This is a genomic window from Nocardioides sp. Leaf285, assembly GCF_001422955.1.
Classification (GTDB): Bacteria; Actinomycetota; Actinomycetes; order Propionibacteriales; family Nocardioidaceae; genus Nocardioides; species Nocardioides kribbensis.
This window is the reverse complement of record NZ_LMNH01000004.1, coordinates 489,649-508,447: the sequence shown is the minus strand read 5'-3', so window position 1 is coordinate 508,447 and position 18,799 is coordinate 489,649. Positions and strand designations below refer to the sequence as shown.

The following is an 18,799-nucleotide window of genomic DNA, read 5'->3' as shown; positions in this document are numbered from 1 at the left end:
CGACTCGCGGCCCGGCCCGGTCACCGGCCCGGTCACCGGCCCGGTCACCGCCGGGGTCACCCCCAGCGGCTCGGCCCCCGGTCGTCGCGGCCGGGAGCGCCGCCGGGCGGCGGGTCCTCGGGCGGCATCCGCCCCTCCTCCTGGAGGGTCTGGACCACCGCGTCGTCGGTGATGTCCCCGCCGGGGTCGTGCAGGCGCTCGGTCACCTGCTCGCGCTCCTCGGGGGAGAGACGGGCGATGCCTTCCTCGAGGTTCTCGTAGTTGCGGCTGGCCATGGCCCAGAAGGTCGGGTGCTCGAAGACGCGACGCACGCTCTGCTCGCCGCCGAGCACGCTCACGCACAGCCGGCGCAGGTCGGGGTCCTCGGTGCGTCGCGCGATCACGGCGAGCGTGGCCCGCAGCTGGCGGGCCTGGCGCTGGTCGCCGCGGGTCATCGCGTCGATGCCGGAGTAGTCGGGCTCCGTGGGGCCTCCGGTGGCGCTCATCCGGGGACGCCGTTGGTGAAGGGGATCGCCGGGAACCGGTCGGTGGTGTCGGTGTCCTTGAAGGCCTGGTCGACGTAGAGCACCAGCCCCACGAAGCTCTCCACCACCGTGGCGATGTTGCCGGTGTACTTGAGGAACAGCGCGATGGCCTCGCGGGTCACGAAGACCTGGTAGGCGCCGATCGCGGCGATGATGACGTTGATCCCGGGCACGCTGGCCAGGCACCCCGCGGCGGCCAGCTCGGCCACGCAGATCAGGACCTGGTCGATGGCGGTGGCCAGCGCCCCGCCGACGACCTCGGCGATCTGGGCGCAGCACTGCACGAGCTCGGCGTACTTGGCGCCGAGCTCGTCGAGCTCGGTGGCGTGGTCGGTGATCGCGCCCGACAGCTCCATGAAGTAGGCCTGGGCCGCGTCGGCGGCGTGACCGCTCCAGGTCGAGCGCACGGTGACCAGGCCCTGCTCGAGCGCGGCGGCGAGGGCGCGGTCGAAGTCGGCCAGCGCCTCGGCCGCGTGGCCGGCCTGGGCCAGCTCGTCGTAGTCGCCGAGGACGGACTGGGTGAGCTCCTTGACGGGGTCGAGCCCCAGCACGCTGGCGATCTTCATGGCCATGCCGGCGATGGAGAACCACCCGGCCTTGTCCATGATCCAGTGCACCATGTCGGGGATGGGCGCGTCCTTCGACGGCGTGGCCGACAAGGCCGAGGTGGTGTCGCCGGCGTCGGGCCGCCTGCCCGTCGACTCCGGCATCGGCGGGGCGGCCGTGCCGGGGAGGACCCCGTCCATCCGCGCCGACTGCGCGTCGTCGGTCTGGCGGTAGATGCCGGCCGCCTGTCGCAGCGAGATGCCGCACCCGCCGAAGACGAAGCTGAGCTGCTGGTAGGAGGCGTCGAGGCGCTCGACGACGCCGCGGTTGGCGAGGTAGATGTCGGCGAAGAGGTCGCCCTCGTCGTGCGGCACCCCGGAGTAGGAGGCGACGTAGGACTGCGCCTCCTGGCAGGCGCCGCTCATGGTGGCACCACCCCCGTAGTTGGTGAGGAAGTCGGCGAACGCGTCGATGTCGGCGGGGACGACCTGGAAGGACATGGCTGCTCCTGGGCTGGGTGACCGGACGGGCGGACGGCCACCCGTAGGGTCTCCTCGTGGCGACCACCTCAAACGACCTCGTCGGCCGACCCCACTCCACGCAGCGGATGGTGGCCGTGCTGCCGGGTGTGCCGATGCTGCTCATCGGTCTCTTCCTGGTGGCGGTGCGCCTCAACCCCGTCGGGCTGGTGCTCGTCGTGCTCGGCTTCGCCATGGTGTCGAACCTGTGGCGCAAGGTGACCGTGCACGAGGACCACCTCGTGGCGCAGGGCCGCTTCTCGCGCCGCCGCCTCGACCTGCGCGAGATCACCCAGGTCGGTCTCTCGACCTTCGCCGCCGCCTGGGTGCAGCCGCGCCACGGCAAGGCGATCCAGCTGTGGATGATCTCCGAGGGCGACGACATCGTGAACCCGGGCCGGATGGGCTTCATCCGCCAGCTGCGCGAGCGTGCGGCCCGCGCGGGCGCCACCCTCGAGCCCGAGCTGCAGGAGCCGACCGACCCGGTCGAGGCCGACCGCTGGTTCGGCCGCTGAGCCGGGCCGGCCAGGCCCGGCCCGGACGCGACGAGGCCGCCCACCGGGAGTCCCGGGGGCGGCCTCGTCGTACGACGTCCGGCCGGTCGGCCGGGGTCGGGTCAGCTCTTGGCGACGGCCTTCTTGAGCTGGGCGCCGGCCTTGAACGCGGGAGCGGTGCTGGCCGCGATCTCCATGGTCTCGCCGGTCTGCGGGTTGCGGCCCTGGCGAGCCGAGCGCTCACGGGTCTCGAAGGTGCCGAAGCCGGGGATGGTGACCTTGTCACCGGCGGCGAGGGCCGAGGTGATGGAGTCGATGACGGCGTTGACGGCCTTGTCGGCCTGGGCGCCGGTGATGTCGGCGGCGGACGCGACGGCGTCGCGGAGCTCGGTCTTGTTCATGGTGGAACCACCTCTCGGGTGCGGAGCACCCCGGTCGAGTATCGGATGACGCGACGACGACGGGGCTCGTCCACAGGGTTGTGGGGCCTGCGACCGGTGCCGTCGTCGTACGGCGCAGCCTCGATCCCACCGCGCCGAGGGGGCTCCTGCCAAGTCGACGCACCGGTCGCGGGCCCGCCGTCGGGCCGGAAGAGCCCGATCTGGCGCGGATTTGACCCTCCGCGGGCGCCTCGGCGTCGGCGGCGGACGTCCGCGCGCCGCGGACGCCGTGGACAGCGCGTTGTGACGCCCACCACCACGCCGTAGGTTCGGGGGATCGCGGCCCGGCAGGGGCCGCCCGGGCGAGGAGGTGCCGTGGCCGAGCGCGAGAGCTTCGACTACGTGGTCGTGGGAGCCGGCAGCGGCGGAGCGGTGGTGGCCGCCAGGCTGACCGAGGACCCGTCGGTCTCGGTGCTGCTGCTCGAGGCGGGGGGAGCGGCCGACGCCGACGAGATCACCATCCCCGCGGCCTTCGCCAACCTCTTCAAGACCCGGTGGGACTGGAACTACACCACCACCGAGCAGAAGCAGCTCGAGAGCAGGCGTGCCTACTGGCCGCGCATGAAGGCGCTCGGCGGCTGCTCGTCGATGAACGCCATGATCTACATCCGCGGCAACCACGCCGACTTCGACACCTGGCGCGACGCCCACGGCGCCACCGGCTGGGGGCACGCCGACGTGCTGCCCTACTTCGTGCGCTCCGAGGGCAACACCCGCCTCGGTGGGCCCCACCACGGCCAGGACGGCCCGCTGCACGTCGAGGACCGCCGCTACACCCACCCGCTGACCCACGCCTTCGTCGACGCCGCGGTCGCGTCGGGCTTCAAGCCCACCGACGACTTCAACGGCGCCGAGCAGGAGGGGGCGGGGCTCTACCAGGTCACCCAGCGCAAGGGACGGCGCTGGTCGGTGGCCAAGGCCTACCTCGAGCCCGCCGCCGACCGGCCCAACCTGACGGTGCGCACCGGGGCCTTCGTGGAGAAGGTGCTGGTCGAGGGCGGCCGGGCGGTCGGGGTCAGCTACCAGCAGGGCCCGACCGTGCGCACGGCGTACGTCGAGGCCGAGGTGGTGCTCGCCGGCGGCGCGGTGAACTCCCCGCAGCTGCTGATGCTCTCGGGTATCGGGCCGGGGGCCCACCTGCGCGAGGTCGGCGTCGACGTGCTCGTCGACCTGCCGGGCGTGGGCCAGAACCTCCACGACCACCCGGCCGTGCCGCTGGTCTTCCGCACCCGCGACACCACCGACCTGATGGACCACAACACGCTGGTGCAGTTCGCCCGGGCCAAGGCCACCGGCACCGGGCCGCTGGTCTCCAACATCGGCGAGGGCGGCGGCTTCTGGCGCACCCGCGACGACCTCGCCGCACCCGACCTGCAGGTGCACGTCGCGCCGACCGGCTTCTACGACAACGGCCTGCACGAGCCCACCACCCGCAACGTCACCCTCGCCCCGACCCTGGTGCACGTGGCCAGCCGCGGCTCGGTGCGGCTGCGCTCGACCGACCCGCGCTGGCACCCCGACATCGACCCGGGCTACTACGACGACCAGGCCGACCTCGACGCCATGACCGCGGGGGTGCGCCGGATGCTGGAGGTCGCCGCGACCGGGCCGCTGGCGGCCCACGTCGTCGGGCCCGGCCTGCCCACGATGCAGGGCTGGGGCGCCGACCCCACCGACGCGCAGATCGTGGAGCACGTGCGCGCCCAGACCCAGACCCTCTACCACCCCGTCGGCACCTGCGCGATGGGCTCCGACGAGCGCGCCGTGGTCGACCCCGAGCTGCGCGTGCGCGGCGTCGAGGGTCTGCGCGTCGCCGACGCCAGCGTCATGCCGATGGTCACCCGCGGCAACACCAACGCCCCCTCGATCATGATCGGCGAGCGCGCCGCGGACCTCCTGCGAGGCCGCACCGCCGCCGGGAAGGACCACCGATGAGCCTCGACACCGGTCTCGACGCCCACGCCGACCCCCACGCCGAGGGCCTCGGCCTGCCGGAGGGCCAGGGCGGGCCCGCCGACGGACCGACCTTCGACTCCCTCGACCCCGCCACCGGCGACGTCGTGGGCACCCACCCGGTCGACGACGCCGCCGCGGTCGACGCCGCGGTGGCCCGCGCCCGGCAGAGCGCGGGCTGGTGGGCCGCGCTCGGCTTCGACGGGCGCAAGGAGGTGCTCGCCCAGTGGCGCGGGGTGATGACCCGGCGCCTCGGCCAGCTCGCCGCCGTCGTGCACGCCGAGACCGGCAAGCCCCACGCCGACGCGGCCCTCGAGATCGGGCTGGCCATCGACCACCTGGCCTGGGTCGGAGCGCACGCCGAGAAGGTGCTGGGCCGCAAGCGGGTCTCGCCCGGCCTGCTGCTGTCGAACCAGACGGCGTCGGTGGAGTACCTCCCGCTCGGCGTGGTCGGCGTCATCGGCCCGTGGAACTACCCCGTCTTCACGCCCATGGGCTCGATCGCTTACGCCCTGGCCGCCGGCAACGCCGTGGTGTTCAAGCCCAGCGAGCTCACCCCCGGCGTCGGGCGCTGGCTGGCCGACAGCCTGCGCGAGGTCGTCGGCGACCGCGCGCTGCTCCAGGTCGTGACCGGCTTCGGCGAGACCGGCGCCGCGCTGTGCCGCGCCGACATCGACAAGCTCGCCTTCACCGGGTCGACGGCCACCGGCAAGCGGGTGATGGCCGCCTGCGCCGAGCGGCTCACGCCGGTGGTGATCGAGGCCGGCGGCAAGGACGCCCTGCTGGTCGACGCCGACGCCGACGTCACGGCCGCCGCCGACGCCGCGGCCTGGGGTGCCTTCTCCAACGCCGGGCAGACCTGCATCGGCGTCGAGCGGGTCTACGTGCACGAGCAGGTCTACGACCGCTTCCTCGCCGAGCTCAGCGACCGCGCCCGCGCCGTGCACGCCGGCAACGACCCCGCCGCCAAGCTGGGCCCGATGACGATGGCCAGCCAGGTCGACGTCGTGCGCAGCCACGTCAGCGACGCCCTGCAGCGCGGCGGGCGCGCGGTCGTGGGCGGGGAGGACACGGTCGGGGAGCGCTTCGTGCAGCCCACCGTGCTCGTCGACGTGCCCGAGGACTCCCTCGCCGTCACCGAGGAGACCTTCGGGCCCACCGTGACCGTGCGCAAGGTGCGCGACATGGACGAGGCGGTCGCGCTGACCAACGCCGGCAAGTACGGCCTGGGCTCGACGGTCTTCTCCGCCAAGCGCGGGCCCGAGATCGCCCGCCGGCTGCGCACCGGCATGACCGCGGTCAACTCCGTCATCTCCTTCGCCGCCGTGCCGGGGCTGCCCTTCGGCGGGGTCGGCGACTCCGGCTTCGGGCGCATCCACGGCCCCGACGGCCTCAAGGAGTTCACCTACGCCAAGGCCGTCACCCGCCAGCGCTTCAAGCCGGTGCTCAACCTGACGACCTTCGACCGCACCCCCGAGCAGGACACCACCTTCGCCACCCTGCTCACCGCGCTGCACGGGCGCGCCAGCCAGCTGCCGAAGAAGCCGCGCAAGCCGCTGCGCACCCGCAAGGACTGAGCCCGCTCCGGTCCGCCCCAGCCCGCTCCGGCCCGGTCCGGTCCTGCCGGGTCCGGCCGGGTCCGGTCGGGGTCCCGCCGCTGCGTCGGCGGGACCCCGACCACGGCACGGCGGCTTGGAGCGGCCTGCTCCACTGGTGGGCATGCCCGAGGGCCACTCCATCCACCGTCTGGCCCGGCGCCACGACCGCCTGCTCGTCGGCCGCCGTGTCGTGGCCAGCAGCCCGCAGGGCCGCTTCGCCGAGGGCGCGGCCCTGCTCGACGGGCGGGTGCTCGCCCAGACCCACGCCCGCGGCAAGCACCTCTTCCACCGCTACGTCGACCCCGCGGCCTGGCCGCAGGACCGCGACGCGCCCGCCGGACCCGACGACCGGTGGCTGCACGTGCACCTCGGCCTCTACGGCAAGTGGGCCGACGGCCGCGGTGAGCCCGAGGCGCCACGGGGTGCGCTGCGGCTGCGCCTGGTGACCGACTCCCACTGGTTCGACCTGCGGGGCCCGACGGCCTGCGAGCTGCTGACCCCGGGGGAGCGGCAGGCGATCCTCGACCGTCTCGGGCCCGACCCGCTCGACCCCGCCTGCGACCCCGCGCCCGCCACCCGCCGGATCGGGCGCAGCCGCGCCCCCATCGGCACCCTGCTGATGGACCAGTCGGTCGTGGCCGGCATCGGCAACGTCTACCGCGCCGAGGTGCTGCTGCGCAGCCGCGTGAGCCCCTTCCTGCCCGGGCGCGACCTCGACGCCACCACGTGGAGCCACCTGTGGGAGGACCTCAAGGTGCTCATGGAGGCCGGGGTCAGGGCCGGGCGCATCGTCACCACCGAGCCCGACCACCGCGAGCGGCCGGCGGGGCGCCCGCGTCGCGTCGACGCGACGTACGTCTACGGCCGCACGGGGCTGCCGTGCCGGATCTGCGACACCCCCGTCGAGGCGGCCGAGCTCGGCGCACGGCGGGTCTTCTGGTGCCCCACCTGCCAGCCCGACCCGTGAGCGGCCCGTGAGGCGCGGGGGATCCACGTGAAACATCGCGGCCGCCCGGTTGGGCCCTCTTGCCACCATGGCTGCATGACCTCCCGCCTCCCGAGCCGCCTCCCGAGCCGCCCCGCGAGCCGTCTCGCCACCCTCGCGACCACCGGTCTGCTGGCGGCCGTGCTGGTCGGCTGCGGCGACGAGGACACCGCCGCCACCGGCGAGCCCAACCCCGCGACCCGCACGGCCGAGCCGTCGACGACCGCGTCGGAGGAGCCGGCCGGGGAGGACCGGGGCGCCGACGCCCCGCGCACCGGCGAGGACCTCGACGTCGCCGAGGTGGCCACGGGCCTCACCAGCCCCTGGGGCATGGTGCTGCTCGAGGACGGCGGCGCGCTGGTCAGCGAGCGCGACACCACCGACATCAAGCTGCTGCCCGCGGGCGACCCCGGCCGTCCGCGCGTCGTGGCCACCGTAGAGGCCGCCGAGCCCACCGGCGAGGCCGGCCTGCTGGGTCTGGCCGCCACGCCCGACGAGCGCACCGTGCTGGCCTACTACACCACCGCCGAGGACAACCGGATCGCCGCGATGAGCTGGGACGGTCGCCGCCTCGGCGAGCCGCGGGTGATCGTCGACGGCATCCCCGCCGGCGCGACCTACCACCACGGCGGACGGATGCTGGTCGGCCCCGACGGCTACCTCTACGTCAGCACCGGCGAGACCGGCGACGTCGAGCTGGCCCAGGACCCGGAGTCGCTGGGCGGCAAGATCCTGCGCTACACCGTCGAGGGCGAGCCCGCCCCCGGCAACCCCTTCGGCGACGCGGTCTACAGCCTCGGGCACCGCAACGTGCAGGGCCTGGCCTTCGACGACGAGGGCCGGCTGTGGGCCTCGGAGTTCGGCGACGCCAGCTGGGACGAGCTCAACCTCATCGAGGCCGGCGCCAACTACGGCTGGCCGCGGGTCGAGGGCACCGGCGGGGAGCCGGAGTACGTCGACCCCGTCGCCGTCTGGCGCACCGCCGACGCCTCACCCTCGGGCCTGGCCTTCTGGGACGGCTCGCTGTGGATGGCCGCCCTGCGCGGGCAGCAGCTGTGGGAGGTGCCGCTCGACGGGTCCGGGGCCGGGACCGATGCCGGGGGCGGGTCCGGCGCCGGGGCCGACGGGTCGGCGCGGACCGACGAGGTCGGGCAGCCGGTCTCGCACCTGGCCGGGGAGTACGGCCGGCTGCGCACGGTCACCACGCTGCCCGACGGCAGCGGGCTGTGGCTGGCGACCTCCAACACCGACGGCCGCGGCGACGTGCGCGACGGCGACGACCGCGTGCTCGAGCTGACCCGCTGACCGGCCGGCGCTGACGGCCGGCGCCGACCGGGCGGCCGTCGACCGGGCGGCCGTCGACCGGGCGGCCGTCGACCGGGCGGCCGTCGACCGGGCGGCACCGCGCGCTGCGGGATCCGGTCACGAGCGGGCGCGCCACTCCTCGGCCAGCAGGGCGTAGGTGAGGCCGTCGAGCCAGCCGCGCGAGCGGTGCAGCGAGTCGCCCACGGTGCGGGCCTCGCGGCGCATCCCGACGCGCTCCATCAGCCGCCACGACGGCGTGTTGTCGGCGAAGCAGTCGGCCACCACCCGGCGCAGCCCGAGGGCGTCGAAGCAGACGCCGAGCAGCGCCCCGACCGCCTCGGTGGCCAGGCCCTGCCCGCCGTACGCCGGGTCGAGGACCCACCCGAGCCGCGCCTGCGTGCCGGCCGCGCGGTCGGCGACCTCGGTCTGGGCCCAGGCGTCCTCGACGGCGAGCATCAGGTCGCCCACCACCACGCCGGGCCGCTCGCACCGCTCGACCACCAGCGACGTCGCCAGCCGCTGCGGGCGGGTGAACATCGCGGCGTACTCCCCCGGCCCGAGCGCGGCCGAGGAGAGCCACTCGTGCACCTCGGGGCGACGACGGATCGCGTAGGTGGCCGTGACGTCGGCCCGCTCGGCGCGTCGCAGCAGCAGCCGCTCGGTCCTCACCGGCCACGGCACCCGGGTCAGCGGGTCCGACGGGTCGGCCACGGCGTGCTCGCTCACGCCTCGATGGTGCCTGGTCGGGCGGGGGCGGTCACGCGGGTTTCGCCAGCCGGCCGGCGAAACCCGCACTGGTCGGCCCACGCGCGGGCCGACAGGTGCGGGTCCGGGCCGACAGGTGGCGGGTCTGGGCCGACAGGTGGCGGGTCTGGGCCGACAGGTGCGGGTTTCACCGGCTGACCGGTGAAACCCGCAGCCACCCGCACCCCCCACGACCCGCCCAACCACCTCTCCCGCCCCGCGGCCAGGGCCGATAGGGCAGGGTGAGGGGGTGTACTTCATCGGCGTCGACCTCGCGTGGGGAGACCGGAGCCCGACGGGCCTGGCGGTGGTGGACGGGACGTCGCGGCTGCTGCACCTCTCGGCGGTGCGCTCCGACGACGAGATCGCGGAGGCGCTGGCGCCGTACGTGACCGGCGACTGCCTGGTGGCCATCGACGCGCCGCTCGTGGTGACCAACCCGACCGGGTCGCGGCCCGCGGAGAAGGCGCTGAGCAAGGACTTCCGCCGCTTCGAGGCCGGCGCCCACCCGGCCAACACCGGCAAGCCCGAGTTCGCGCACGGCACGCGCGGCGGAAGGGTCGCGGAGCGCCTCGACCTCGACATCGACCCCCGCTCGGCGCGCAGCCGCCGCGCGATCGAGGTCTACCCCCACCCCGCGACGGTGGTGCTCTTCGACCTGCCGCGCACGCTGAAGTACAAGAACAAGCGCGGCCGCGACCTCGACGGGCTGCGCGAGGCGCTGCTGACGCTGATGTCGCACGTCGAGACCGTCGTCGACGTCGACGAGACCTGGCGCGGACTGCGCGCCCAGGTCGAGCAGGCCACGCGCAAGAGCGAGCTGCGGGTGGTCGAGGACCAGGTCGACGCGGTGGTCTGCGCCTACGTCGCGCTCTTCGCCTCCCGCTCGCCCGACCGGGTCACGACCTACGGCGACCTCGAGACCGGCTACATCGTCACCCCCACGCTGCCCGGCGCCGAGCCCGAGCTGGCCCGCGAGGACGTCGTGCGCGCGGCCGTGCGGGCCTACGACGCCCAGCACGCCGAGCTCCGCCTGGCCGCCGAGGAGGCCGCCGCCCTGGTCACCCGGATCCTCGACGAGGCCGGCATCAACTACCTCACCGTCACCTCGCGGGCCAAGAGCGTCGCGTCCTTCGCCGAGAAGGCGGGGCGCACCAGCGCCGGCGTGCCGCTCTACTCCGACCCGCTGACCCAGATCACCGACCAGGTCGGCGTGCGGGTCATCGCCTACGTCGTCAGCGACGTCGACGCGGTGGCCGACCTGCTCGGCGACCAGGTCGTCGTCAAGGACGACCGCGACATGGGCCAGGACGCCATCAGCGCCGGCGGCTTCGGCTACGCCAGCCGCCACCTCCTCATCACCCCCGACCCGACACGTGAGGGCGACCCGGCGCTGGCCCACCTCGAGGGCCGCACCGCCCAGGTGCAGGTGCGCACCGTGCTGCAGCACGCGTGGGCGGAGTTCGAGCACGACATCCGCTACAAGGGCGTCGTGCCCGAGGAGCACGCCGCCGACTTCGACCGCCGCTTCACCCTCGCCGCGGGCCTGCTGGAGCTGGCCGACCGGGAGTTCGCGGAGATCCGCGACCGGCTGCGCGCCGGGCCGCGCGGGTCGGTGGGGCCCTCCGAGGACGAGATCGACGGCGACCTCGACCCGCGCCTCGACGCGCGAGAGCTGGCGGCCTTCCTGGCCGGGCAGTACGCCGACGCCGGGTGGTCGCGCACCGACCACTACGCCTGGATCTCCGGGCTGCTGCTCGAGCTCGGGATCACCTCCCTCGACGAGCTGGCCACCGCCCTGCGCCCGGTCGCCGACCTCGACCTCAACGCCCGCATGGACTACCGCTACCCGCCCGGCGCGGTGCGACGCCTCGACGACGCCCTGCTCGCCTCCTTCGGCCAGACCTACGTCGACCTGCACGGCAACGCCCACCGCGTCGCGCTGCTGGCCTCCCGGCTGGAGCGGCTGCGCGGCTGACCCGCGCCCGACCGACCGGCGGGCCCGCCCGTCCCGCCCGCTCTTGCCCGTCCCGGCCGCTCCGCCCGCCCGTGCGGGCGAGGATGGCGGTGGCGGGGGCGACGTAGGTTCGGGGCATGACTCCCGCACAGCTGCTCACCGACGCCTTCGAGCGCATCCTCGAGGCGGGCACCGCCGCGGTCAACGGGCTCGACGCCGACCAGCTCGCCCACCGCCCGGGCGCCGACGCCAACCCGATCGGCTGGCTGGTCTGGCACGCCGCGCGCGTGCAGGACGACCACGTCGCCGGTGTCGCCGACCTCGAGCAGGTCTGGACCGCGCAGGGCTTCGCGCGCCGCTTCGACCTGCCCTACGACGACGCCTCCATCGGCTACGGCCAGTCCAGTGAGGAGGTCGGGGCGCTGCGGGCCGAGGCCGACCTGCTGGTGGAGTACCTGCGCGCGGTGCACGCGCAGACCACGGCGTACGTCGCGACGCTCGGCGCCGATGACCTCGACCGCGTGGTCGACGAGCACTGGGACCCGCCGGTGACCCTGGCCGTGCGCCTGGTCAGCGTGGTCAACGACGACCTCCAGCACGTCGGCCAGGCCGCCTACGTGCGCGGGCTGCTCGGCGCCTGACCCGCGCCGCCCGATCCGCACCGCCCGACCCGCGCCGAGGCGGCCCCGGGCGGGCGGCCGAGGTCAGCCGAGGTCAGCCGAGGAAGCGGACGTCGACGGGGCTCTCGGCCACGGGCGCGGCCTCCATGGCGTCGTCGAGCCCGTCGGCGTCGCCGGTGCGGTGCACCCGGAAGGCTCGGGCGTCGGGGCGTGAGGAGACCGCCTCGACCAGCTCGCCGTCGCGGAAGAGCAGCGCGCAGCCGTCGTCGGCGGCGTAGCCGGAGGGCAGGACGCCGCGCCCGACGAGGTCGACGTAGGTGGGCTGCCGCTCGGCCTCGCCGTCGTAGTGCGGGCAGGCGCTGCCGCGCAGCAGCCCGAGCCCGTCGGGCAGGGCGTCGAGCGGGCCCCAGGAGTCGGTGACCGAGCCCTCGAACCAGCAGTTCATGCCGGCGCTGATCCCGGCCAGCACCACCCCGGCCTCCCCGGCCTCGCGCAGCACCTCGTCGAGGCCGTGCAGGCGCCACAGGGCCAGTAGGTTGAGGGTGGAGCCGCCGCCGACGTAGACGACGTCGGCGGCCAGGACCTGCTCGCGCAGGTCGCGCCCGTCGCGGCGGAAGAGGCTCAGCACGTCGGTCTCGGCGCGCTCGGCGAAGGCGGCCTCGAAGTCGGCGATCCGGCCCTGGTCGTCGCCGGCGGCCGTCGGCACGTAGAGCACCCGCGGCCGGTCGCCGGCACCGCGCCGGCGGGTGGCCAGCGAGAGCAGGAAGTCGTCGAGCAGCGGGTTGTCGGGCTCCATCAGGAAGCCGCCCCCGCCGAGGGTCAGGATGGTGGTGCTCACGCTCTCTCCTCCTCGTCCTGCTCCCGCTCGACCCGCTTCTTGATGCCGCGCAGCCCGGGAAGCTTGCCCAGCATCTCGTTGAGCTCGCGGGAGACGTCGAGCAGGTCGTGCAGGTCGGGCGCGACGCTGCTCAGCGACTCCAGCATCGGCACGACGTCGGACTCCATCTTCTGCGCCAGCAGGGGCAGCTGGTCGACGAGCGCGACCATCGCGTCGACCTCGTGGGGGTGGGTGGTCTCGGCGAGCCGGTCGAGCACCGGCAGCAGCCGGGTCAGCGGCGGCACGACCTGCTCGAGCAGGGGCTCGACGCGCTCGACCATCGGCTCGGCGCGGCCCACGAGCGCCTCGGCACGGCCCACGAGCGGGGCGCCCTCGTCGAGGAGGCCGCCGGCCCGCTCGACCAGCGGCGCCCCGGCGTCCAGCAGCCCGTCGGCGCGGCCGAGCAGCGGCGCGGCCTGCCCGACGAGGCGGTCGGCGCGGCCCAGCAGCGGCTCGACGTCGTCGAGGAGGCCCGCGACCCGGTCGGCGAGCGGCTCGAACGACGTGAGCGCCCGGTCGGCCCGCGCCCGGGTGCGGTCGACCTCCGCGACCACCTCGTCGGCGGCCAGGCGGGTGGCGTCGACGCGCTCCAGCAGCAGCCGGGCCTCGCCCACCAGCCCCTGGGCCGAGGCGAGCAGCGCCTCGGCGCCCGCGAGCAGGCCGACCACGCGGGGACCGGCGGCCACGGCCTGGTCCACCAGCCACCTGACGTCGGAGGGACCGGGCAGCGGGGGGAGTCTCATCACCTCAACCTAGGCCGCGCCGGCCCACCCGGCTCCACCCCGGGGGCCGAGGCCCGGGCCGGGAGGGGCCCCCGGGTCGCTCAGGTCAGGGGCGCGGCGGTGCGGGTGAGGCGGTAGCGGACGAAGGACGGCACGGCGAGCGCCGCGACCACCGTGCCGACGACCACCAGCACCCCGCCGCCGGCCGCGGCGGCCCCGGCGCCGACCGAGGCGGCGGCCGCGCCGTGGGCGACGTCGGCGATGCGGGGGCCGCCGGCGACCACGACGATGAAGACCCCCTGCAGGCGCCCGCGCACGGCGTCGTCGGCGGCGGTCATCAGCATCGAGTTGCGGAAGGCCGCCGAGGCCATGTCGGCGGCGCCGCCCACCATGAGCATCAGCAGCGCCACCACGAGCATCGGGGTGCGCCACCCGTCGACGCCGGCCAGCAGCACCGCCGTGCCGAAGCCGATGACGGCCGCTCCCCAGACCAGGATGCACACGACGACGGCCAGGCCCTGCCGCTCGATGCGCGAGACCCACCCGCTCAGCACGCCGCCGAGCACGGCGCCGGCGGGGATGGCGGCGAAGAGCAGCGCGAAGACGATGCCGCCCTCCTCGGGGCCGCCGAAGTCGACCGCGGCGATCTCGGGGAAGAGTGCGCGGGGCATGCCGAAGACCATCGCGATCAGGTCGACCACGAAGGACATCAGCAGCACGGGCTGCTGGCGCAGGTAGGCCAGGCCCTCGACCACCGAGCGCAGTCCGGGGGTGGTCGTGGCCGCGTCGACCACCGCCAGGCTCGGCAGGCCGAGCACCGCGCCGAGCGTGGCCAGCAGGGTGATCGTGTCGATGAGGTAGAGCCACTCGAAGCCGAGCACGGGGATGAGCACCCCCGCCACCAGCGGCCCGGCGATGGCGCCGGCCTGCATGACGGTCATGTTGAGCGAGTTGGCCGCCGGCAGCAGCTCGGGGGGCAGCAGCTTGGGCAGCACGGCGCTGCGGGTGGGCTGGTTGACGGCGAAGAAGGCCTGCTGCACCGCGAAGAGGCACAGCAGCAGCCACACGTTCGTCGAGCCCGCGGCGGCCTGCAGCCAGAACAGCGCGCTGGTGACGATGAGCCCGACGGTGGTGACCAGCAGGATGGTGCGGCGGTCGAAGACGTCGGCCAGGGCGCCGCCGTACAGCCCGAAGACGACCAGGGGCACCAGCCCGAAGAGGCCGGTGAGGCCGACGTAGGCCGAGGAGCCGGTGTCGGCGTAGATCTGCGCGGGCACGGCGACGACGGTGAGCTGGGCGCCGACGACGGTGACGATGTTGGCCAGCCACAGCCGCTTGAAGTGACGGTTCTGCAGCGGTCGCGTGTCTGCGACGAGGTCCCGGATGCCCACGGGTCGCCAACCTACGTCGGGTCCGCGCTGTTCCCACCCGCGCCCGGGGTGGCCCTCCCCGACGGGCCGGCTGTGGACGGGCCGGCCGTGGACGGGCCGGCTGTGGATGGGCGGGGCAGGGCCGGCGCGCCGCCGGTAGCGTGCCGTCATGACCGCCACCGGCGTCCCCGACGTCCACGCCCCCGACGTCCACGCCCCCGACGTCCACGAGCTCACCGACCGCCTGGCCCGCGAGGGCGTCGTGGGCGTCACCATCGGCTGGGTCGACAACAACGGCATCGTCCGCTCCCGCACCGTGCCCACCGCCGAGCTGCCGGCCGCCGCGCGCCGCGGGGTCGGGGTGACGGCCGTCTTCGCGGTCTTCGACTCCCACGACGTCATCACCTTCGCCCACGAGGGACTCGCCACGCCTTCCGGCGACGTGCGGCTCGTGCCCGTGGTCGACCGCGCCGACAGCGTCGTGCCCCTCGCCGGGCAGCCCGGCCTGGCCTGGGTCCACGGCCGCCAGCTCGACGCCGACGGCGACCCGTGGCCCTACTGCCAGCGCAGCGTGCTCGAGCGACAGGTCGCCGCCGCCGCCGAGGCCGGCTTCGCGGTGCGCGCCGGCTTCGAGGTGGAGATGGTCGTCGTGCGCGAGGGCGAGGACTTCACCCCCGCCCACCACGGCCCGGCCTACGGGCCCAACGCGCTGCGCGAGGTCGACGAGTTCACCCGTCGCCTGCTGCGCGACCTCGCCGCCGACGGCATCGCGATCGGTCAGCTCCACGCGGAGTACGGCGAGTCGCAGGTCGAGCTCGCCCTCTCCGCGCTCGACCCGCTGGCCATGGCCGACACGCAGGTGCTGGTGCGCCAGACCGTGCAGTCGGCCGCGCGGGCCGAGGGCCTGCGGGTCAGCTTCGCGCCGGTGACGACCGCCGCGGGCGCCGGCAACGGCTGGCACCTGCACACCTCACTGGTGCGCGAGGGCCGCAACGCGTTGACCGGCGACGGCCCCCACGGGCTCTCCGACGTGGGCCGCGGCTACCTCGCCGGCCTGCTGCGCGAGCTGCCCGGGATCGTCGCCGTCACCGCCCCCAGCGCGGGCTCGCTGCTGCGCCGCCGGCCCGGCTACTGGGCCGGCGCCTACGGCTTCTGGGGCGTCGAGAACCGCGAGGCCGCGCTGCGGCTGGTGCCCGCCTCGCGCCTGCTGGGCCCCGAGCACACCAACGTGGAGCTCAAGGCCAGCGACGCCTCGGCCAACCCCTACCTCTCCCTCGCGGTGGTCATCGGCGCCGGCCTCGCTGGGGTGCGCGACGGGGCCGAGCTGCCCGACCCGGTGCAGGAGGACGTCGGCGCCTGGGACGACGCGCGCCGCGACGCCGCCGGGATCGTCGCCCTCGCCACCACCCACGAGGAGCAGCGCGCCCACCTGCTGGGCAGCGCGCTGGTGCGCGACGTGCTCGGCGCCGACCTCCTCGGCGCCTTCGTCGCCTGCCGCGACTCCGACGCCGCCTGGGCCGCCGAGCACACCGTCGAGGAGGTCGTCGCCTCCCACCGGTGGCTGTACTGATGCCCGGTCGACCGGTGCCCGACCGACCGGCGGCCGCACCCCTCGCGGTGCCGGGGCTGCTGCCCGGCGCCGAGCGCGTGCTCGCGGCCCACGGCCCGGCGCTGCCCCAGCCCGACCAGCTCTGCGGACCCTTCGCCGCCGCCCTGGCCCTGCACGCGGTGCTGGCGTCACCCGCGTCCACCAGGGCCGCCCCGCCGGCCAGCACCCGGGCCGCGGCGCCGGCGGCGACGCAGGGCCCGGCGCCGTCCCCGGCAGACCCCGCGGTGCCCTCGGCCACGGCGATCGCGGTGGCCGCCGGCACCGCGATCTGGCCCCACGACGTCGCCGACTGGCGACCGGAGGGTGCCCCGCTGCTGCGCACCGGCTGGGACGAGCTGCCCCGGGCCGCCGCGCTCGAGCACAGCGGCACCGACGCGACCGGTCTGCTGCGCGGCGTCGAGGCCGCGGCGGGCGACCGCGTGGTCGTCGTGCCCGTGCCCGGGTCGGCGCTCGACGCCGGCGCGCTCGGAGCGCTGCTGGAGCGGCTCCGGGCGGCCGGGCGGCCCGTGGGGGTGGTCGCCAACGTGCGCACCGGCCCGATCAGCCCGCCCGGCGCCACCTGGGACGTCGGGCACTTCGTCGTGCTGCTCGCCCACGACCCCGAGGGCGGGTCTGGCCCCGGGTCCGAGTCCGGGGGCCGGGCGCTGGTGGGCGACACCTACGCCGAGCTCGGCGCGCCCGGGCTGCCTCCGGGCTGCCGCTGGGTGGCGGTCGAGGCCCTGGCCGAGGCGCTCGCCGCCCCGCCCGGGCGCGGCCTGCTGCTGCTGGCGGGGCACGAGGACGAGGCGGCCGTGGCCGGCCTCGTCGACGACGCCGGGCTGCCCCGCGGCGTGTGGGCCACCTGAGCGGGCCCGGCGCCGCGGCGGCGTACGGCGGGGTGCGGCGGTGTGCGGCAGCTAGCCTGCCCGCATGGTCCTCGAGCACGCCCTGCTGCCCGTCCGCCCCGGTCAGGAGGAGGCCTTCGAGGCCGCCTTCGCCCAGGCGCGCTCGATCATCGCCGCCTCGCCCGGCTTCGGCGGGCTGACGCTCTCGCGGCTCGTGGAGCGCCCCGGCACCTATCTCCTGCTCGTCGAGTGGGAGCGCCTCGAGGACCACACCGAGGGCTTCCGCGGCTCGCCCGCCTACGAGCAGTGGCGTGCGATGCTGCACCACTTCTACGACCCCTTCCCGGTCGTGGAGCACGCCGAGAGGGTGATGGAGGCGTGAGCGCGGCCGCCTAGGGTCGGGGTGTGCGCCCCTTGAACCCGCTGAAGCGAGAGAAGCCCGGTCCGGGACAGGAATCGGTGTGGGACTACCCGCGCCCGCCCGCCCTCGACGAGAGCAAGGAGTCGATCGAGGTCACCTTCGGCGGCGTCGTCGTGGCGCGCACGACCCGCAGCTGGCGGGTCATGGAGACCAGCCACCCCCCGACCTACTACCTGCCCCGCGAGGCCTTCGTCGACGGCGCGCTGCGCGACGCGGAGGGCAACAGCTTCTGCGAGTGGAAGGGCCTGGCCACCTACTTCGACCTCGTCTCCGGCGACACCGTCGCCCCGCGCGCCGCCTGGACCTACCTCACGCCCACCCCCGGCTTCGAGGCGATCACCGGGGCGATCGCGATCATGCCGGCCTCGGTCGACCGGATCACGGTGAACGACGAGGTGGTGGTGCCCCAGGAGGGCGGCTTCTACGGCGGCTGGATCACCTCGCGCGTCGTCGGCCCCTTCAAGGGCGCCCCCGGCACCTGGGGCTGGTGACCCGCCCGGGCTGAGCCCGCCCCCGGCGATCCGGCGCCCGGTGACCCTGCCCCCGGTGATCCGGCCCCGGTGACCGTCTCGGGCCACCCCCGACCCGCGCGACGCTGGCGCGCGTCCTCAGTCTCCGGGGGCGAACAGGCAGAGCGGGTGGCCCTCCGGGTCGAGCACCACCCGCACGAGGTCCTGCGGCTGGTGGGGCGCCAGCACGGCGCCCAGCTCTAGCGCCCGTGCGACCGCGGCGGCGAGGTCGTCGGCGGCCACGTCGAGGTGCGCCTGTATCTGCTGCGCGCCCGGTGCCGGGGGCCAGGTCGGCGGCACGTGGTCGTCCTCGCGCTGGAACGCCAGCCCCGCGGCGGCCGGGTCGACCGCGCCGTCGGGCCCGACCGGCTTGACGACCACCCACCCCGGGTCGGCCGCGCGCTCCTGCGCGCTGTCGCGGTGGCGCCAGCCGAGCAGCGCGACGTAGAAGGCGGCCAGGGCCTCCGGGTCGCGCGCGCCGAGCACCGTCGAGGCGAGGCGGAAGGTGGGCGTCGTCATCCGGTGAACCTACGCCGCCCCCGGGCCGGTCCCCCGCCGCCACCACGCCGGCCGCGATCCCGCCCGCCACGCCGCCGCGGCCGGTCGGCGCCACCTGTCGGCCCGGACCCGCACCTGTCGGCCCGCGCACCGGCCGACTGGTGCGGGTTTCGCCAGCCGGCTGGTGAAACCCGCGCGGTCCTTGTCACCACCACCACCCCGACGTACGCTCACGATATATCGCGAAACACTCGACGACAGTCGGTCGCCGGGCGCGACGGGCGA

General features: G+C 75.5%; 19 protein-coding genes. 11 read left to right on the top strand and 8 right to left on the bottom strand.

The features are described from left to right. Positions 1–56: 56 nt before the first annotated feature. On the bottom strand, positions 57–485 hold the full coding sequence (locus ASF47_RS16615) for a hypothetical protein (protein WP_056865074.1): 429 nt from the start codon (positions 483–485) through the stop codon (positions 57–59). Further along, positions 482–1,570 (bottom strand): WXG100 family type VII secretion target, encoded by a 1,089-nt coding sequence (locus ASF47_RS16610; protein WP_056865073.1) that lies wholly within the window; start codon positions 1,568–1,570, stop codon positions 482–484. Before ASF47_RS16610 ends, ASF47_RS16615 begins: the two co-directional genes overlap by 4 nt. A gap of 56 nt (positions 1,571–1,626) precedes the next feature. On the opposite strand from ASF47_RS16610, the gene ASF47_RS16605 reads away from it, so the two are divergent. Next, positions 1,627–2,103, top strand: a complete 477-nt coding sequence (locus ASF47_RS16605) for a hypothetical protein (RefSeq protein WP_056865072.1) — start codon at positions 1,627–1,629, stop codon at positions 2,101–2,103. A gap of 101 nt (positions 2,104–2,204) precedes the next feature. Here the strand turns inward: ASF47_RS16605 and ASF47_RS16600 are convergent, their stop codons facing one another. Beyond that, the gene (locus ASF47_RS16600; RefSeq protein ID WP_056865071.1) at positions 2,205–2,483 is read right to left on the bottom strand and encodes an HU family DNA-binding protein; all 279 of its coding nucleotides are present in this window, start codon (positions 2,481–2,483) and stop codon (positions 2,205–2,207) included. Positions 2,484–2,837: 354 nt separating this feature from the next. On the opposite strand from ASF47_RS16600, the gene ASF47_RS16595 reads away from it, so the two are divergent. The 4 genes from ASF47_RS16595 (at position 2,838) to ASF47_RS16580 (ending at position 8,363) form a co-directional block, all read left to right on the top strand. After that, the gene (locus tag ASF47_RS16595) at positions 2,838–4,457 is read left to right on the top strand and encodes a GMC family oxidoreductase (RefSeq protein WP_056865070.1); all 1,620 of its coding nucleotides are present in this window, start codon (positions 2,838–2,840) and stop codon (positions 4,455–4,457) included. Next, on the top strand, positions 4,454–6,052 hold the full coding sequence (locus ASF47_RS16590) for an aldehyde dehydrogenase family protein (protein ID WP_082500430.1): 1,599 nt from the start codon (positions 4,454–4,456) through the stop codon (positions 6,050–6,052). Before ASF47_RS16595 ends, ASF47_RS16590 begins: the two co-directional genes overlap by 4 nt. A 142-nt stretch (positions 6,053–6,194) precedes the next feature. Further along, complete coding sequence (locus tag ASF47_RS16585; protein ID WP_056865300.1) at positions 6,195–7,040, top strand: Fpg/Nei family DNA glycosylase; 846 nt, start codon at positions 6,195–6,197, stop codon at positions 7,038–7,040. 75 nt (positions 7,041–7,115) lie between these two features. After that, positions 7,116–8,363 carry a PQQ-dependent sugar dehydrogenase gene (locus tag ASF47_RS16580; RefSeq protein ID WP_056865069.1) on the top strand — a complete coding sequence of 416 codons (1,248 nt, stop codon included), beginning with the start codon at positions 7,116–7,118 and terminating at the stop codon, positions 8,361–8,363. A gap of 117 nt (positions 8,364–8,480) precedes the next feature. On the opposite strand, the gene ASF47_RS20765 is transcribed toward ASF47_RS16580, so the two are convergent. After that, a complete protein-coding gene (locus tag ASF47_RS20765) occupies positions 8,481–9,089 on the bottom strand; it encodes a GNAT family N-acetyltransferase (RefSeq protein WP_235558783.1) in 609 nt (202 codons plus the stop codon). Positions 9,090–9,357: 268 nt separating this feature from the next. On the opposite strand from ASF47_RS20765, the gene ASF47_RS16570 reads away from it, so the two are divergent. Continuing rightward, the gene (locus tag ASF47_RS16570) at positions 9,358–11,085 is read left to right on the top strand and encodes a DUF429 domain-containing protein (protein WP_056865068.1); all 1,728 of its coding nucleotides are present in this window, start codon (positions 9,358–9,360) and stop codon (positions 11,083–11,085) included. A gap of 116 nt (positions 11,086–11,201) precedes the next feature. Then, positions 11,202–11,705, top strand: a complete 504-nt coding sequence (locus ASF47_RS16565; protein ID WP_056865067.1) for a mycothiol transferase — start codon at positions 11,202–11,204, stop codon at positions 11,703–11,705. Between the two features lie 73 nt (positions 11,706–11,778). Here ASF47_RS16565 and ASF47_RS16560 read toward each other — a convergent pair whose 3' ends face one another. From ASF47_RS16560 to ASF47_RS16550, 3 genes are all read right to left on the bottom strand, one after another. Further along, the gene (locus ASF47_RS16560) at positions 11,779–12,522 is read right to left on the bottom strand and encodes a peptidase E (RefSeq protein ID WP_200919177.1); all 744 of its coding nucleotides are present in this window, start codon (positions 12,520–12,522) and stop codon (positions 11,779–11,781) included. Further along, positions 12,519–13,304 (bottom strand): hypothetical protein, encoded by a 786-nt coding sequence (locus ASF47_RS16555; protein ID WP_156697961.1) that lies wholly within the window; start codon positions 13,302–13,304, stop codon positions 12,519–12,521. Before ASF47_RS16555 ends, ASF47_RS16560 begins: the two co-directional genes overlap by 4 nt. 80 nt (positions 13,305–13,384) lie before the next feature. Then, complete coding sequence (locus ASF47_RS16550) at positions 13,385–14,674, bottom strand: MFS transporter (protein WP_235558782.1); 1,290 nt, start codon at positions 14,672–14,674, stop codon at positions 13,385–13,387. Positions 14,675–14,822: 148 nt separating this feature from the next. On the opposite strand from ASF47_RS16550, the gene ASF47_RS16545 reads away from it, so the two are divergent. From ASF47_RS16545 to ASF47_RS16530, 4 genes are all read left to right on the top strand, one after another. Next, the gene (locus ASF47_RS16545; RefSeq protein ID WP_082500429.1) at positions 14,823–16,223 is read left to right on the top strand and encodes a glutamine synthetase family protein; all 1,401 of its coding nucleotides are present in this window, start codon (positions 14,823–14,825) and stop codon (positions 16,221–16,223) included. Beyond that, complete coding sequence (locus ASF47_RS16540; protein WP_056865065.1) at positions 16,223–17,107, top strand: DUF6885 family protein; 885 nt, start codon at positions 16,223–16,225, stop codon at positions 17,105–17,107. Before ASF47_RS16545 ends, ASF47_RS16540 begins: the two co-directional genes overlap by 1 nt. Before the next feature lie 64 nt (positions 17,108–17,171). After that, positions 17,172–17,468 carry an antibiotic biosynthesis monooxygenase family protein gene (locus ASF47_RS16535; RefSeq protein WP_056865064.1) on the top strand — a complete coding sequence of 99 codons (297 nt, stop codon included), beginning with the start codon at positions 17,172–17,174 and terminating at the stop codon, positions 17,466–17,468. A 23-nt stretch (positions 17,469–17,491) separates the two neighbouring features. Then, complete coding sequence (locus ASF47_RS16530) at positions 17,492–17,998, top strand: DUF427 domain-containing protein (RefSeq protein ID WP_056865063.1); 507 nt, start codon at positions 17,492–17,494, stop codon at positions 17,996–17,998. 117 nt (positions 17,999–18,115) lie between these two features. Here the strand turns inward: ASF47_RS16530 and ASF47_RS16525 are convergent, their stop codons facing one another. Further along, positions 18,116–18,535 carry a VOC family protein gene (locus ASF47_RS16525; protein ID WP_056865062.1) on the bottom strand — a complete coding sequence of 140 codons (420 nt, stop codon included), beginning with the start codon at positions 18,533–18,535 and terminating at the stop codon, positions 18,116–18,118. Positions 18,536–18,799 lie beyond the last annotated feature (264 nt).

Coding starts and splice junctions, on each gene's coding strand:
- ASF47_RS16535 (WP_056865064.1), top strand. CDS start 17,172: ATGGTCCTCGAGCACGCCCTGCTGCCCGTCCGCCCCGGTCAGGAGGAG.
- ASF47_RS16585 (WP_056865300.1), top strand. CDS start 6,195: ATGCCCGAGGGCCACTCCATCCACCGTCTGGCCCGGCGCCACGACCGC.
- ASF47_RS16555 (WP_156697961.1), bottom strand. CDS start 13,304: ATGAGACTCCCCCCGCTGCCCGGTCCCTCCGACGTCAGGTGGCTGGTG.
- ASF47_RS16615 (WP_056865074.1), bottom strand. CDS start 485: ATGAGCGCCACCGGAGGCCCCACGGAGCCCGACTACTCCGGCATCGAC.
- ASF47_RS16540 (WP_056865065.1), top strand. CDS start 16,223: ATGCCCGGTCGACCGGTGCCCGACCGACCGGCGGCCGCACCCCTCGCG.
- ASF47_RS16610 (WP_056865073.1), bottom strand. CDS start 1,570: ATGTCCTTCCAGGTCGTCCCCGCCGACATCGACGCGTTCGCCGACTTC.
- ASF47_RS16565 (WP_056865067.1), top strand. CDS start 11,202: ATGACTCCCGCACAGCTGCTCACCGACGCCTTCGAGCGCATCCTCGAG.
- ASF47_RS16545 (WP_082500429.1), top strand. CDS start 14,823: ATGACCGCCACCGGCGTCCCCGACGTCCACGCCCCCGACGTCCACGCC.
- ASF47_RS16525 (WP_056865062.1), bottom strand. CDS start 18,535: ATGACGACGCCCACCTTCCGCCTCGCCTCGACGGTGCTCGGCGCGCGC.
- ASF47_RS16590 (WP_082500430.1), top strand. CDS start 4,454: ATGAGCCTCGACACCGGTCTCGACGCCCACGCCGACCCCCACGCCGAG.
- ASF47_RS16600 (WP_056865071.1), bottom strand. CDS start 2,483: ATGAACAAGACCGAGCTCCGCGACGCCGTCGCGTCCGCCGCCGACATC.
- ASF47_RS16580 (WP_056865069.1), top strand. CDS start 7,116: ATGACCTCCCGCCTCCCGAGCCGCCTCCCGAGCCGCCCCGCGAGCCGT.